General features: G+C 64.9%; 10 protein-coding genes. 2 read left to right on the top strand and 8 right to left on the bottom strand.

The window, feature by feature from the left end; translation table 11 throughout:
• Window positions 1-114: 114 nt before the first annotated feature.
• The 8 genes from BM046_RS07280 to BM046_RS07245 all read right to left on the bottom strand — a co-directional run bounded on the left by BM046_RS07280 (window position 115) and on the right by BM046_RS07245 (window position 12,550).
• Window positions 115-1,245 (bottom strand): ABC transporter permease, encoded by a 1,131-nt coding sequence (locus tag BM046_RS07280; protein WP_090538447.1) that lies wholly within the window; start codon window positions 1,243-1,245, stop codon window positions 115-117.
• Window position 1,246: 1 nt separating this feature from the next.
• Entirely contained in the window at window positions 1,247-3,973 is a 2,727-nt protein-coding gene (gene rbbA / locus BM046_RS07275) for a ribosome-associated ATPase/putative transporter RbbA (protein WP_090538446.1), read from the bottom strand.
• Window positions 3,966-5,066, bottom strand: coding sequence for an HlyD family secretion protein (locus BM046_RS07270; protein WP_090538445.1), 1,101 nt, complete (start codon window positions 5,064-5,066; stop codon window positions 3,966-3,968). Before BM046_RS07270 ends, rbbA begins: the two co-directional genes overlap by 8 nt.
• A 108-nt stretch (window positions 5,067-5,174) precedes the next feature.
• Window positions 5,175-6,089, bottom strand: a complete 915-nt coding sequence (gene arcC, locus BM046_RS07265; protein WP_090538444.1) for a carbamate kinase — start codon at window positions 6,087-6,089, stop codon at window positions 5,175-5,177.
• A 2-nt stretch (window positions 6,090-6,091) separates the two neighbouring features.
• A complete protein-coding gene (gene argF / locus BM046_RS07260) occupies window positions 6,092-7,093 on the bottom strand; it encodes an ornithine carbamoyltransferase (protein WP_090538443.1) in 1,002 nt (333 codons plus the stop codon).
• Window positions 7,094-7,111: 18 nt separating this feature from the next.
• A complete protein-coding gene (locus BM046_RS07255; protein ID WP_090538442.1) occupies window positions 7,112-8,341 on the bottom strand; it encodes an arginine deiminase in 1,230 nt (409 codons plus the stop codon).
• Between the two features lie 10 nt (window positions 8,342-8,351).
• The gene (locus tag BM046_RS07250) at window positions 8,352-9,797 is read right to left on the bottom strand and encodes a YfcC family protein (protein ID WP_090538441.1); all 1,446 of its coding nucleotides are present in this window, start codon (window positions 9,795-9,797) and stop codon (window positions 8,352-8,354) included.
• A 275-nt stretch (window positions 9,798-10,072) separates the two neighbouring features.
• A complete protein-coding gene (locus tag BM046_RS07245; RefSeq protein ID WP_090538440.1) occupies window positions 10,073-12,550 on the bottom strand; it encodes a heavy metal translocating P-type ATPase in 2,478 nt (825 codons plus the stop codon).
• Window positions 12,551-13,091: 541 nt separating this feature from the next.
• On the opposite strand from BM046_RS07245, the gene BM046_RS07240 reads away from it, so the two are divergent.
• Together BM046_RS07240 and BM046_RS07230 are read left to right on the top strand one after the other, a co-directional pair.
• Window positions 13,092-14,114: an IS110 family RNA-guided transposase gene (locus BM046_RS07240; RefSeq protein WP_090538439.1), complete on the top strand. Its 1,023-nt coding sequence runs from the start codon at window positions 13,092-13,094 to the stop codon at window positions 14,112-14,114.
• A gap of 379 nt (window positions 14,115-14,493) precedes the next feature.
• Window positions 14,494-15,030: a methylated-DNA--[protein]-cysteine S-methyltransferase gene (locus tag BM046_RS07230; RefSeq protein ID WP_090538437.1), complete on the top strand. Its 537-nt coding sequence runs from the start codon at window positions 14,494-14,496 to the stop codon at window positions 15,028-15,030.
• Window positions 15,031-15,197 lie beyond the last annotated feature (167 nt).

Below are 15,197 nucleotides of genomic sequence, written 5' to 3'. Positions count from 1 at the left end.
TCCCTCCTGGGAACGTCGAGCACCAGCTCGATGGGCGGCCTGGTTCAAGCCTCTGTGCTGGCCAGCAGCCTCGCTGGACGAGCTGGTGCTCGTCCCTCCCAGGGTAACGCCAGACTACGCCATCCGCGTGATTGCCTTTCGAAAGCGTAGCAATGAACCGGCGAACATCACAGCGCCGATCAGGGCCAGGGCGAGGAAAGGTTTCCAGACGGTTTCCAGCCCGGCGCCACGGTAGAGAATGGCCTGACCGAGCTCGACGAAATGGGTGGTGGGGGCTGCCAGCATGATGTTCTGCACCAGCTCGGGCATGCTTTCCCGCGGTGTCGAACCGCCCGAAAGCAACTGCAGCGGAATGATGGTCAGCATCATCAGCATACCGAACTGCGGCATGTTGCGCGCCAGGGTGGCGAGGAAGATGCCCATGGAGGTGGTAGCGAACAGACTGAGCGCGGCGCCGGTAAAGAACAGCGGCAGCGAGCCCTCCACCGGCACCCCGAGGATGCCGCGCACCACCAGGTTCAGCGATACGGCCGCCGCCACCAGCACCACCAGCCCCATCGACCAGATCTTGGCCAGCATGATCTCGGTGGGGGTGACCGGCATCACCAGCAGGTGCTCGATGGTGCCGTGCTCGCGCTCGCGGATCAGCGCTGCGCCGGTCAGTACGATCGACAGCATGGTGATGTAGTTGATCACCTGCATCAGGCTGCCGAACCAGGCCTTCTCCAGGGACGGGTTGAAGCGTGCGCGTACTACCAGGTCCACCGGCGGCGGGCTGGCAACCCGTTCACGCTGCAGAAACTCGTTGATCTCGGCCTGGATGATCTGCTGCACCGCGCCGCTGCCGGTAAACGCCTGGCTCATGCGGGTGGCATCGACGTTGAGCTGCAGATCCGGGCTGCGGTTGGCCAGCACGTCGCGCTGGAAGCCCTGGGGGATGTACAGGGCGAAGGTGTAACGCCCGGCGTCCATGCCCTCGTCCATCTGCGCCATGCTGATCATCTGCGGCTCGGTGAAGTACGGTGGGTAGAAGGCCGAGATGATCTGCCGGGACAGTGCCGAGTCGTCCTCGTCGACCACCGCGATGGGTGCCCGGTTGAGGGTTTCCGGCATGGCGTTGGCGGCGGTGTACACGGCCACGGTGAACACATAGATGATGAGTACCAGCATCATCGGGTCGCGCCACAGGCTCCACAATTCCTTGACCCCGAGGCGGTAGATATTGGCCAGCGTTCGACGGTTCATGTCAGCGCTCCTGCTTCTTCAACAGCATCACCGCCAGGCCCATGATCACCGGCACCGACAGCAGCATGGCCCAGAAGGCGCCACTGAGCTCGGCCAGCCCCAGCGCCTTGCTGAACACGCCGCGGCTGATGGTGACCATGTGCGTGGCCGGATAAACCTGTCCGATCAGTTGCCCGGCCCCTTCCAGCGAGGATACCGGGTCGATCAGTCCGGAGAACTGGGTGGCAGGCACCATGGTGCCGATCATGGCGAAGAACATGGCGGCGATCTGGCTGCGGGTGATCGACGAGGCCAGCAGGCCCATGCCGGTGGCGACGAAGCTGAACACCAGCGCCGCCAGCGCCAAAGCGGCGAAGCTGCCGGTGATCGGCACACCGAACACGGTCACCGCCAGCAGACTCATCAGCAGGAAGTTGACCATCGCCAGCGCCACATAGGGCAGTTGCTTGCCGAGCAGAAACTCGCTGCGGGTGACCGGGGTGACGTAGAAGTTGGTGATCGAGCCGGTTTCCTTTTCCCGCACCACCGCCAGCGCGGTGAGCATGGCCGGGATCATCAGCAGCAACAACGGGATTACCGCTGGCACCATGGCCGGCAGGCTCTGCACTTCCGGGTTGTAGCGGAAGCGGGTCTGGATCTCGGCACCGGTCGGCAGCGCACCCCCGCGCTGGCTGAGCTGGGTCACCAGCCAGTGCTGGTGCATGCCCTGCACATAGCCCTTGAGGGTTTCCGCGCGCTGGGGCATGGCCCCATCGACCCAGGCGCCGATCTCCACCGGCCGCCCGGCCAGTGCATCGCGGGCAAAGCCGTGGGGTATCTCGATGGCCAGCGACACCTCGCCGCTGCGCATGCGCCGATCCAGTTCCTGATAATCACTGAGCGGCGGCTGTTCGATGAAGTAGCGCGAGCCCGACAGTTGCAGGGCATAGTCGCGGCTGAGGCTGGTGTCGTCCCGATCCAGCACCGCGTAGCGCAGATCCTCCACATCCAGACTGATGCCGAAGCCGATCACGAACATCAGCATGATCGACCCGGCCAGCGCCAGGGTGGCGCGGATCGGGTCACGCTGCAGCTCCAGAGCTTCGCGCCACAGGTAGCTGAGCATGCGTTGCAGGCTGAAGCGCTGGCGGCGTGGTGCAACGGCTTCCCCCTGCTCCACCAGCGGTGCGGCGGACAGCTCCTGCTGCGGCTGATCGGTTCCGGCCCCGGCCTCCAGCAAGTAGCCGATAAAGGCCTCCTCCAGATCCGCAGCACCGCGTTTTTCCACCAGCTTTGCCGGCTCATCGCTGTCCAACACGACGCCGGCGTGCATCATCGACATGCGGTCGCAACGCTCCGCCTCGTTCATGAAGTGGGTCGAGAGGAAGATGGTCACACCGTCCTTGCGCGACAGTTCAATCAGCAGCCGCCAGAAGGCATCCCGGGCCACCGGATCAACCCCCGAGGTGGGCTCATCGAGGATCAGCAACTCGGGTTTGTGCACCATGGCCACCGCCAGCGACAGGCGCTGACGCATGCCCAGCGGCATGTTCGAGGGCAGACTGTCGACCGCATCGGCCAGACCGAAACGCTGGATCATCTCCTCGACACGAGCCGGAATCTGCTCCTCGGGCACGGCAAACAGCCGGGCATGCAGCACCAGGTTCTGGCGCACGGTAAGCTCGCTGTACAGGGAAAACGCCTGGGTCATGTAACCGACCCGGCGGCGGGTCTCGATATCCTTCGGGCTGACTTCGCTGCCGAACAGCCAGGCCTGCCCTTCGCTGGCTGGCAGCAGGCCGGTGAGCATCTTCATGGTGGTGGTCTTGCCGCAGCCATTGGAGCCGAGAAAACCGAAGATCTCGCCCCGGCGGATGCGGAAACTGACATCCTTGACCGCGACGAAGTCGCCGAAGCGCAGCACCAGATTCTTCGCTTCGATGGCGATGTCGTTCTCGTCGACGTCCAGCGGCGGAATGACCACCGGGGCGTGACCGCGCTTGCGCTCTTCCGGCAGCAACGCAACGAAGGCCTGCTCCAGCGAGGTACTGCCGGTCTGCTCCAGCAGCTCGGCGGGGGTACCAGTGGCGAGGATGCGCCCGGCGTCCATGGCCACCAGCCAGTCAAAACCCTGGGCTTCGTCCATATAGGCGGTGGCCACCACTACGCTCATCTGCGGACGTTGCCGACGGATACTCTCGATCAGCTCCCAGAACTGGGCCCGCGCCAGCGGGTCAACCCCGGTGGTCGGCTCGTCGAGGATCAGCAGATCAGGATCGTGGATCAGTGCGCAGCACAGCCCCAGCTTCTGCTTCATGCCGCCGGACAGTTTGCCCGCCGGACGCGCCAGAAAGTCGTGCAGACCGGTGGCAATGGTCAGCTCGTCGATGCGCCGACGGCGCTCCGCCGCATCATGGCCGAACAGCCGGGCAAAGAACTGCAGGTTCTCCTCCACCGACAGGGTCGGGTAGAGGTTGCGCCCCAGGCCCTGGGGCATATAGGCGATACGCGGGCATACCCGGTTGCGGTGGCCCCATTCGGCCATGTCGCCGCCGAGCACCTGCACTCTGCCCTGCTGTATGCGCCGGGAACCGGAAATCAGCGCCAGCAGGCTGGACTTGCCGACCCCGTCCGGGCCGATCAGGCCGACCATGCAGCCGGCCGGCACCGTCAGGTCAATGCCATCCAGTGCCCGGGTCTTGCCATAGTCCAGACGCACGCCCTGCAAGCGGGCGACAGAGTCACTCATCGGCCAGCAGCTTCAACAGCTCATCGGATACCGCCAGCTCCGGCGGCCAGGGCGCATCGGCATCCAGCTTCAGCCAGGCCACACCCGGCACCCCGGTCTTGACCTGTTCCAGGTAGCGTTCGAGCAGCGCCGGCGGAATCTGGGCGCGCACCCGGAACATCAGTTTCTGTCGCTCACTGGCGGTCTCGACGGTCTTGGGGGTGAACTGGGCCTGGCTGGCAACGAAGGAGACGCGAGCCGGAATCACGTGATCCGGCACGGCATCCAGCACCAGACGGGCTTCGCTGCCAAGCGCCAGACGGCCGGCCACCACCTCCGGGACGAAAAAGGTCATGTAGACGTCGGCCAGGTCCAGCAGATTCAGCACCCGCCCACCGGCCCCCAGCACCTCGCCCGGCTGGGCCACGCGCACCTGTACCCGGCCGTTGCGCGGCGCCTTGAGTTCACTGTCGGTCAGTTCGACCTGAATGCGGTTGATGGTTGCCTGAGTGGCGGCTACCCGGGACTCGGCCCCGCTCTGCTGCGCCCTGGCGGCTTCGACCGCTGCCTGGGCCGCCAGTACCTGGGCCCTGGCCGCTGCCACCGCAGCCTCGGCACTGCGCGCCCGGGCGCGGTCGTCATCCAGTTGCTGGCGGGATACCGAGCCGTCCCGGGCCAGCACCTCGGTACGCGCACTGCGCTGGGAGGCGGCCTGGTGTTCGGCCTCACGCTGTGCCACCAGCGCCTGCGCCGCGGCCACGTCGCTTTCCCGCAGACTGATCTGCGCCCTGGCGGCGGCCACCGCCTGAATGGCTTCCTGGTGGGCGGCCTGGGCCTCCTCCAGCTGGGCCTGCAGGCTGTCGATCTGCATCCGCGCCAGCACCTCCCCGGCCTGCACGAAGTCGCCCTCGCGCACCAGAATTTCCTCGACCCGGCCCGCCAGCTTGGTGGCGATGTCTATCTCGGTGGCCTCGATGCGACCGTTGCCGCTGATAAAGCCCTCCCCCGGGCCCTGATGCACATACTGGGACCAGGTGTACCAGCCCAGCAGCGTCAGAATGCCAATGACCAGAAGAGCCAGCATGCGTTTACCGGAGAGCACAGAAGAAGCCATGGATAATCCTCGGTGGTTGCCTGTCAGCCAACTCTAAGCCAAACCCGGGCCCGGCTGAATGCCCTGGGTCAACTCGCTGCACGATAGCGGCAGAAAATACCAGCCGCGCTACTCAGGCTGGCGCGCCACCCTGGTACCGGCACGGCCCTGAAGAATATCCAGCGCATCTTCCAGCCGCCCGATCGCACTGAAACCACCCTGCTCGGCAAAGTCAGCGGCAGCGGCCACCTTCGGGCCCATGGATCCCGCGGGCAGATCCATGGCCCTGGCCTGCTCCACCGTCAACCGGCGGATGGGGGCGGCCTGGTCTGTACCGAAGTTCCGGTAGATGGCATCCACATCGGTCAGCAGCAAGAGAGCATCGGCATTGAGCTGTCGGGCCAGCAGCGCGCTGGCGGCGTCCTTGTCGATGACCGCCTCGACCCCCAGGCTGCTGCCATCGTCCCGGCGGATGATGGGAATGCCGCCGCCACCGGCGCAGATCACCACCACCCCCTGCTCCAGCAGCAATCGGATGACGCGGATATCGGGGATGTCCAGCGGTGTCGGTGAGGGCACCACACGCCGCCACTTGTCGCCATCCCGGGCGATATGCCAGCCTAGCGCATCAGCCCGGGCCTGCGCTTCGTCCCGCTCATACACCGGGCCGATGAACTTGGTGGGGTTGGCAAAGGCGGGGTCGTGCTGATCGACCACCACCTGGGTCAGCAGGGTCGCCACAGCCGGCTCATGGCCCAGCGCGTTCTCCAGTTCCTGCTCGATGACATAGCCGATCATGCCTTCGGTTTCGGCCCCCAGCATGTCCAGCGGGTAGGGCTCGTCCGGCTTGTAGGCCGCCGTGCGCAGGGCCAGCAGGCCGACCTGGGGGCCGTTGCCATGGGTGATCACCAACTGATGACCGGCGCGGATGATCGCCGCCAGCCCCTCGGCGGCAATCTGCACGTTGGCGCGCTGGGTGCGCGCAGTCAGGGGTTCGCCCCGTTTCAACAGGGCGTTACCGCCCAGGGCTGCAACAACCAGCATGGTCAACCTCCCAGGGTGGCCACCAGTACCGCCTTGATGGTGTGCATGCGGTTTTCCGCCTGGTCGAAAACGATCGAGGCGGGGCTTTCGAATACCTCGTCGGTGACTTCCATGGCGCAAATGCCGAACTTCTGCTCGATCTCCCGGCCGATCGAGGTCTCGGTGTTATGGAAGGCCGGCAGACAGTGCATGAAACGCACCCGGGGATTGCCGGTTCTGGCCATCAGCTGCGCGTTGACCTGATAGGGCAGCAGCAGCTTGATACGCTCGGCCCACTTTTCCTCCGGCTCTCCCATGGACAGCCAGACGTCGGTGTAGACGAAATCCACCCCCGCCACGGCGCGGTCGATGTCCTCGCTGATCAGGATGCGCGCGCCGGTGGTACTGGCAATCTGCTCAGCCTGCCGGCGGATCCCGGCGTCAGGCCAGCAGCCGGGTGGCGCGCACAGGCGTACATCCATGCCCATCTTGGCGCCGCCGATCAGCAGGCTGTCGCCCATGTTGTTGGCCGCATCGCCGATGAACACATAGGAGATGTCCCGCAGCGGTTTCTGCGCATGCTCCTGCATGGTCAGGAAGTCCGCCAGCACCTGGGTGGGGTGAAATTCATCGGTCAGGCCGTTGTAGACGGGTACCCCGGCATATTCGGCCAGCTCCTCGACAACGGCCTGGCCGTAGCCGCGGTATTCGATGGCGTCGTACATCCGACCAAGCACCCGCGCGGTGTCCCTGACCGACTCCTTGTGCCCCAGGTGGGTGCCGCTCGGCCCCAGGTAGGTGACATGGGCGCCCTGATCATAAGCCGCCACCTCGAAGCCGACCCGGGTACGTGTGGAGTCCTTCTCGAAAATCAGGGCGATCTCCTTGCCGAGCAGTTGCGGCACTTCGGTACCGGCATACCTGGCGGCCTTGAGGTCGGCGGCCAGTTTCAGCAGAAAGCCGATCTCAGCCGGGGTGAAGTCCTTCAGGGTGAGGAAGCTGCGGTTCTTCAGATTGAAAGCCATGGATCAGCACCTGTCAGGTCAGAGGGCATCGCGGATGGTCGGGCAGCTCATGCAGCGCCCGCCGCCGCGGCCCCGGCCAAGCTCGGCACCAGGAACCTGCAGCACCTGGATCCCGGCGGCCTCCAGCGCGGCGTTGGTGTCGTCATTGCGGTCGTAGCCGATGACCACCCCGGGGCTGAGCGCCAGCACGTTGTTGCCGTCGTTCCACTGCTCGCGTTCACGCTCGGCGGGGGTGTCCCCACCGGTGGGCACCACCACCAGCGATTCGCAACCCAGCATATCGGCGACCACATCGAACATCGGCCGCGGATCACGGCTGAAGGAAATATGCTTGCCGCCCTTGCCGGGACGGATGTCATAGCAGAGGATCTGGTCGGTCACTTCACGGAAGGCGGTGACCACATTGCCGCCACAGAAGGTGAACACCGTATCCAGGTGCATGGACGCGCGACTGCTGGGCATCTGGCAGGCCACAACCCGGTTGACTGTACCCCGCTCGAACAGGGCGTTGGCCAGTTGGCCGATCGCCTGCGGCGAGGTGCGCTCGCCCATGCCGATGAGCACGCTGCCGTTGCCGACCGGCATGATGTCGCCGCCCTCCAGCGTCGCCAGTCCGTAGTCCCTGAGCGGGTCGCCCCACACTGTTTCCACCTTGCCGGCGAATTTGGGATGGAAGCGGTAGATCGCTGCCATCAGCAGGGTCTCCGGCTGGCGTGCGGCCCAGTACATCGGGTTCAGCGACACGGCGTCATGGATCCAGGCACTGGTATCGCGGGTGAACAGGAAGTTGGGCAGCGGCGGCAGGATGAAGCCAAAGGGCCCCAGGTGGTTGCCGAACAGGCCACTGGGGTTGAACGGCAGGTCGCTGACCTGCAGGCCGCCGATCAGGAACTCCGCCAGCCGCTCGCCCGGCAGCGCGTCCATCCAGGCTCGCAGGTCGGACACCATGCCCACACCCACATGGTTCCAGGTGATGCGGTTATCCAGAATCCAGGCCCGCGCCTCGTCGATATCCAGCGTCTGCGCCAGCAGCTCGTTGACATCCAGAACCTCCACCCCGCGCGAGCGCATCAGGGATACGAACACATCGTGGTCCTTCTGCGCCTGCTTGACCCAGAACACGTCGTCGAACAGCAAGGTGTCGCAGTTGCTCGGGGTCAGGCGACGGTGGGCCAGTCCGGGGCGGCAGACGATCGCCTGCCGCAGGATGCCGGTTTCCGAATGAACACCCAGTCTGTACTCGGTCATGCCTCAACCCTCACAGGAAAGTGCCCAGGCTGATCACCAGAGTGATGAACAGGGAAAGAATCAGCAGCAGCGGCCAGATGAAGACCAGCCAGCGATCATAGGACACCCGGGCAATGGCCAGGCCTCCAATCACCACCGCGAAGGTCGGGTTGATCAGGTTCACCAATCCGTTGGCGGACTGGTAGGCGGTCACCACCAGATCCCGATCGACGCTGGCAAAGTCCGCCAGCGGCGCCAGAATGGGCATCGACAGTACCGCCAGTCCGGAGGACGAGGGTACGAAGAAGCTCATGCCGATCTCGATCCAGAACATGAGATTGATGAAGGCCAGCTCCGACAGGCCGCCGAGGCTGTTCTCGGCGCTGTGCAATATGGTGTCGGCGATCATGCCCTGCTCCATGATCACCACGATCCCGCGGGCCAGACCGACCACCAGCGCCACGCCGAGCAGGTCCCGTGCGCCATCGACAAAGCTGCCGGTCAGCCGCTTCTCGCCCAGCCGACCAACCAGGCCGATGACGATGGCGGCACCCAGAAACAGCGCGCCCATATTGGCCATCCACCAGCCCTGGGAGGAGACGCCCCAGATCATGACCACGAAGGTCAGGGCAAAGATGACCAGCACTATCTTCTGGGTCATGGTCAGGCGCACCGCTTCCAGGTCGTCATGACCGCTGAGAAACAGCTGACGATGGGCTTCGAGCTGCCTGGCCACCGCCGAACGGGACGGGTCAGCCTTGACCCGCGCGGCATAGCGCATGACATAGGCAATGCAGATGGCGAGCCCGCCGATCAGCAGCACCATGCGCAGCATCATGCCGTCGGTAAAGGGGATGTTCGCTGCGTTGGAGGCAATGACGGTGGCGAAGGGGTTGATGGTGGAACCCAGCACACCTACGCCGGAACCGATCAGGATGATGGCGACCCCGGTGACCGCATCATAACCGGCGGCGATGATGATCGGGATGAGGATGATGTAGAAGGCCAGGGTTTCCTCGGCCATGCCGTAGGTGGTACCGCCTATTGCAAACAGTACCATGAGGATGGGGATCATCCATATCTCCCGGCCCTTGAGACGCTGCATGACGCTCTTGACGCCGGTGTCTATGGCGCCGGTGGCGTTGACCACCCCGAGAAAACCACCGAGAAAGAGCACGAACAGGGCCACATCGATGGCGTTGGCGGCATAGCTGTCGGGGTCGTAGAAACCGGCGGTGGGTGCCAGCATGACGTCGACAAAGCCCTGGGGGCTGGGCTCGACCAGCTGGTAGGTACCGGGGATCGCCACCTCGCGCTCGATCTCCTCGTTCATCACCCGCTCGTACTGGCCGGCGGGAATGACCCAGGTCAGCGCCGCGACAACGGCGATCAGCAGAAACAGGACGGTGTAGGCTGTCGGAAATCGGCTTGCCAGCACATCTTCCGTATCCTGTTGTTTTACTTGTCCTTCATTCATTGTCATTTCTCCTTGCCCTTGGGCCTCACCGAAGACTGCCTGCGACTGCAAAGCCGGGATATATCGGTCAGCCAGCGCGACCTGGCTGGGAGTTCTTTATCCCCAGCATAGACCTGGCTGGCGGGAACACCATGACATGGGTCAATAAAAGCGGAGTCCTGCGCAGGCCCCGATGGGACTGGCCTCGGGAAGAATCCGGCCCGGATGGGCAGCGACGCCGCGCCCCGGAACGTCGAGCAGCAGCTTGATGGGGGGATGGGCGTAGCGCAGGCGCGCTACGCCACTGTGAGCTGCCCGCTCTTTCCAAAGCGCCGCAGGCGCAGGGCGTTGCCGAGCACGAAGACACTGGACAGGGCCATGGCGCCGGCGGCGAACATGGGGGACAGCAGTAGACCGAAGGCGGGATAGAGCACTCCGGCGGCTACGGGGATGAGTGCCGTGTTGTAGGCAAAGGCCCAGAACAGGTTCTGGCGGATATTGCCTATGGTGGCCCGGGACAGGGCAATGGCGGTGGGTACGCCGCGCAGGTCGCCGGACATCAGCACCACATCCGCCGCCTCCATGGCCACGTCGGTGCCCGTGCCTATGGCCAGCCCCACATCCGCCTCGGCCAGTGCCGGGGCGTCGTTGATGCCGTCGCCGACAAAGGCCAGCCGGCCATGCTCGGCCTTGAGCCGACGCACCGCCTCGACCTTGCCCTCGGGCAGCACCTCGGCAATCACCTCGTCGATGCCCAACCGGTCGGCGATGGCGCGGGCGGTGATCTGGTTGTCGCCGGTGATCATCGCCACCCTGAGCCCGAGCCGGTGCAGCGCCCCGATCGCCTCCGGGGTGCCGGACTTGATCGGGTCAGCCACGGCGAGGATGGCCGCCAGATGCCCGTCCACTGCCGCATACAGCGGCGACTTGCCCTCGCGGCCCAGGCGCCCGGCGGTATCGGCAAACACCGCCACATCCAGCCCCAGCTCACGCATGTAGCGGTCAGCGCCAACCTGCACCTGCCGCCCCTGCGCACGGGCGCGCACGCCCATGCCGGTCACCGATTCGAAATCCGTCAATTCCGGCAGGCTGAGCCCCTCCTCCACGGCGGCCTCGACTATCGCCCGGGCAATGGGGTGTTCCGAGCGCGACTCCACCGCCGCGACCAGCGCCAATACTGCCGCCCGGTCAAATCCCTCGGCCAGCTCCAGATCGGTGAGCACCGGATGCCCTTGGGTCAGGGTGCCGGTCTTGTCCACCGCCACCACAGCGGCATCCCTGAGCAGTTGCAGTGCCTCGCCCTTGCGGAACAGCACACCCAGCTCGGCGCCCCGCCCGGTGCCGACCATGATCGAGGTCGGCGTGGCCAAGCCCATGGCGCAGGGACAGGCGATGATCAGCACCGCCACCGCATTGACCAGCGCAAAGGTCAGCGCCGGCTGCGGACCGACCAGCAGCCAGACCAGAAAGGTCAACAGGGCCGCCCCCATCACCGCCGGCACGAACCACATGGTGACCCTGTCGACCACCGCCTGGATCGGCAGCTTGGAGCCCTGGGCCTGCTCTACCAGACGGATGATCTGCGCCAGCACCGTCTGCCCACCCACGGCAGTGGCGCGCAGGATGAAGGCCCCGGTCTGGTTCACGGTGCCGCCGACCAGCTGGCTGCCCGGGGTCTTTTCCACCGGCACCGGCTCGCCGGTGATCATCGACTCGTCCACATAGCTGCGGCCATCAAGCAGCTCACCGTCCACCGGGATACGTTCCCCCGGTCTGACCTCGAGCAGATCGCCGGTCTGCACCTCGGTCACCGGCACATCGACCAGCTGCCCATCCCGCTGCACATGGGCCACCCTGGGCTGCAGCCCGACCAGCCGCTGGATCGCCTCGGAGGTACGCCCCCGTGCGCGGGCCTCCAGATAGCGGCCCAGCAGGATCAGGGTGATGATGACCGCCGCCGCTTCGTAATAGACGTTGACCGTCCCGGAGGGCAGCAGCGCCGGCAGGAAGGTCGCCACCAGCGAGTAGCCATAGGCCGCCGCCGTGCCCACCGCCACCAGCGAGTTCATGTCCGGAGCCAGGCGCAGCAGCGCCGGTATGCCCTGCTGGTAGAAGCGCCGCCCCGGCAGGATGAGCAGCAGACTGGTCAGCACGAACTGCAGGTACCAGCTGTTCTGCATGCCGATGGTGCGGTCCACCAGGTGATGCATGCCGGGAATCAGGTGCGAGCCCATTTCAATGACGAACACCGGCAGGGTCAGTACTGCGGCAGTCAGCAGGTCACGCCACAGCGCCCGGCGCTCGCCCTCCCTGCGGGCGGCATCGACTTCAGCGCTCGCCTCACCCAGCAACTGCCCGGGATAGCCGGCCCGGCTGATGGCATCCAGCAGCGCCTGTTCACTGGCCACACCCTGGACGCTGGCCCGCTCGGTGGCCAGATTCACCGCCACCCCGGTCACCCCGGGCACCGCCCTGAGCACCCGCTCGACCCGGCCGACACAGGAGGCGCAGCTCATGTTCCGTACTGCCAGCTCGGTTGTGGCAGCCGGTACCCGGTAGCCGGCCTTCTCCACCGCCTGCACCAGTGCGGTGGTATCCAGCGCCGCGGCGGCACGGATGTCCGCCCGCTCGGTCGCCAGATTCACCGCCACCGACTCGACACCTTCGACCCCGGCCAGCGCCTTCTCCACCCGGCGCACGCAGGAGGCGCAGGTCATGCCCTCGATCGGCAGGCTGAGGCTGGCGGATTGCATGCGGCTGGCGGAGAGAGTCATCGGGCACCCTGTTGTGGAACTGACGATGGGGAAAGAGTAGACCTTGCCATGATGTCAGGGTCAATTGAAGTGCGGCTTTCGGACGCGTCGAGTATCAGCTCGATGTGAGTGTTGGTGTGGCACAGGGGTGCTGCACCCCGTGGACGAGCTGGTGCTCGTCCTTCCCAGGGCGCTGTGGCGGCGATGTCGCTCCCGGGGACGTCACCTCCGGGAACGTCGTTCCTGGGAACGTCGAGTACCAGCTCGATGTGAGTGGTGGTGTGGCGCAGGGGTGCTGCACCCCGTGGACGAGCTGGTGCTCGTCCTTCCCAGGGCGCTGTGGCGGCGATGTCGCTCCCGGGGACGTCACCTCCGGGAACGTCGTTCCTGGGAACGTCGAGCACCAGCTCGATGAGAGTGTTGGCGTGGCACAGGGGTGCTGCACCCGTGGACGAGCTGGTGCTTGATGAGATGGTCTCCTCCCTCTCCCTTCTACGGCGTCGATGCGCCAAGAGATAGATGCTATGCATCTACTGGAACCGAACGGAGACAGGAGGAGACCATGAACCAATCTATGACAATTGGCATCGACCTGGCAAAGCACGTTTTCTTCGTTGCCGCCCTTGATGGCTCTGGCAAACCACCTCGGCGCAAGAAGCTTCGCCGCCATGAGGTGCTGTCATTTCTGGCCAATCATCCGGGGGCTGTCGTTGGCATGGAGGCTTGCTCCGGCGCGCACCACTGGGCCAGGGAGATACGCGCGTTGGGTCATGGTGTGCAGCTGTTGCCAGCACAGCATGTCAAAGCCTACCTGCGTGGCCAGAAGAACGATCACAACGACGCGCTTGCCATTGCTGAGGCGGTTCAGCATGGCCGTATTCGTTGCGTTGAGATCAAGACGGTCGATCAGCAGCTGGACCAGAGCCTGCATCGTCTGCGCCAAGCGCTGGTGACTGAACAGACGGGGTTGATCAACCGGACTCGAGCCTTGCTCGCAGAGCACGGCGTGGATCTGCCTGAGGGTAAGCACCGCTTCAGGCAGGCGGTCATCGCACAGTTGGAAGATGCGCAGAACGGCCAGCCATGGCGCCTGCGGGGCCTGCTGGGCCGACAGTATCAGCTGTTCATCGCGCTGGAGCAGGAGCTCGCTTGGTACGAACGCGAAATCAAAACCAAGGCCGCAGAAAACGAAGCCTGTCAGCGCTTGATGAGCGTGCCGGGCTACGGCCCTATCGTCAGCAGCGCCTTCTATGGCCGGCTAGGGAGTGGCCAGCAGTTCCGTTGCGGTCGTGATGTGGCTGCGGCTCTCGGGCTGGTACCCAAGCAGTACAGCACTGGCGGTAAGACTGTGCTCGGCGGTATCAGCAAGCGTGGGGATAGACACCTCAGGGCGCTGCTAGTGCATGGCGCCAGAGCCGTTGCCCGTTACGCCAAAGAGCGTGACGACAGACCAAGTCGCTGGGTTTGCAGCCTGATCGAGCGACGAGGCTACAACAAGGCAGTCGTGGCACTGGCCAACAAGCTGGCACGCATCGGCTGGGCAGTAGTGGTTCGAGGGCAACCATACCAAGCCATTGCGGCCTGAAGCGCAGCAGCCACACACTCGATCTAACCAAGAGGTAACGCACTCCCCCAGGTTGCGAAGGCAATCAGCAGATGGTGGTAATACAGGTCAAACCGATGTATCGAAAACCTGAGGAGGGTCATGGTCATACAGGCCGCGAGCTCGATAAGGACGATACGTGGCGACTGCTCATCGAGGCCCGCAGCACTGTGCTGCACACTGAGGCCGGATATACGACAGACAACCTGCTCTTGCCATCAAAGCTGATGCCTTGCAATGAGGGAGGAGACCATATACGTCCCTCCCAGGGCTCTGCGGCGGCGATGTCGCTCCCTCCCGGGGCTGGTCGTCGCTATCCCATGGCCCTACACTGGTCGGAGATCATTTTCCCGGAGCTGCCATGAAAACCCTGCCCGAGCATCTGCGTTTTACCACCGGCCATTGCCGCTTCGGCGGGTTGCTGCTGGCGGTCTCCGATGATGGGGTAGCGGCCATTCTGCTGGGGGATGAGGACGCCGCCATGGTCGCAGACCTGCAGCAGCGTTTTCCAAGCACAACGCTGAAGCAGGACAGTAAAGATCTGGAACAGGACATGCAGGCCCTGCTGGCCTATGTGGATCACCCGCTGGGCCGGCTGCAACTGCAACGCCCGCTGGCGGCCCGCGGCAGTGAATTCCAGAAGAGGGTCTGGGCGGAGCTGTCACGCATCCCGGCCGGTCAGACCATCACCTATACCGAGCTGGCCAGACGGGTCGGCAACCCCGCCGCAGTACGCGCCGTGGCCGGCGCCTGCGCGGCCAACCCGCTGGCCATGGTCGTACCCTGCCACCGGGTGCTGCGCAGCGATGGAGGCATTTCGGGCTATCGCTGGGGTGTGGACAGAAAGCTCAGGCTGATCGAGCTGGAGCGGGAGCTGGCGGCAGGAAGCGGCGCCTAGCGCCGCTGCACTGCAACCCCCTCATCGAGCTGGTGCTCGACGTTCCCGGGAAAGACGTCGCCGCCGGAGTGCCTGGGAGGGACGTATATGGTCTCCTCCCTCATTGCAAGGCATTCAACAGTCAATGACAAGAGCAGGTTGTCTGTCGTATATCCGGCCTCCATGTG

Source organism: Halopseudomonas formosensis, from assembly GCF_900115905.1.
Classification (GTDB): domain Bacteria; phylum Pseudomonadota; class Gammaproteobacteria; order Pseudomonadales; family Pseudomonadaceae; genus Halopseudomonas; species Halopseudomonas formosensis.
The sequence above is the reverse complement of the archived record's forward strand: the minus strand, read 5'-3'. Positions and strand labels throughout refer to the sequence as shown.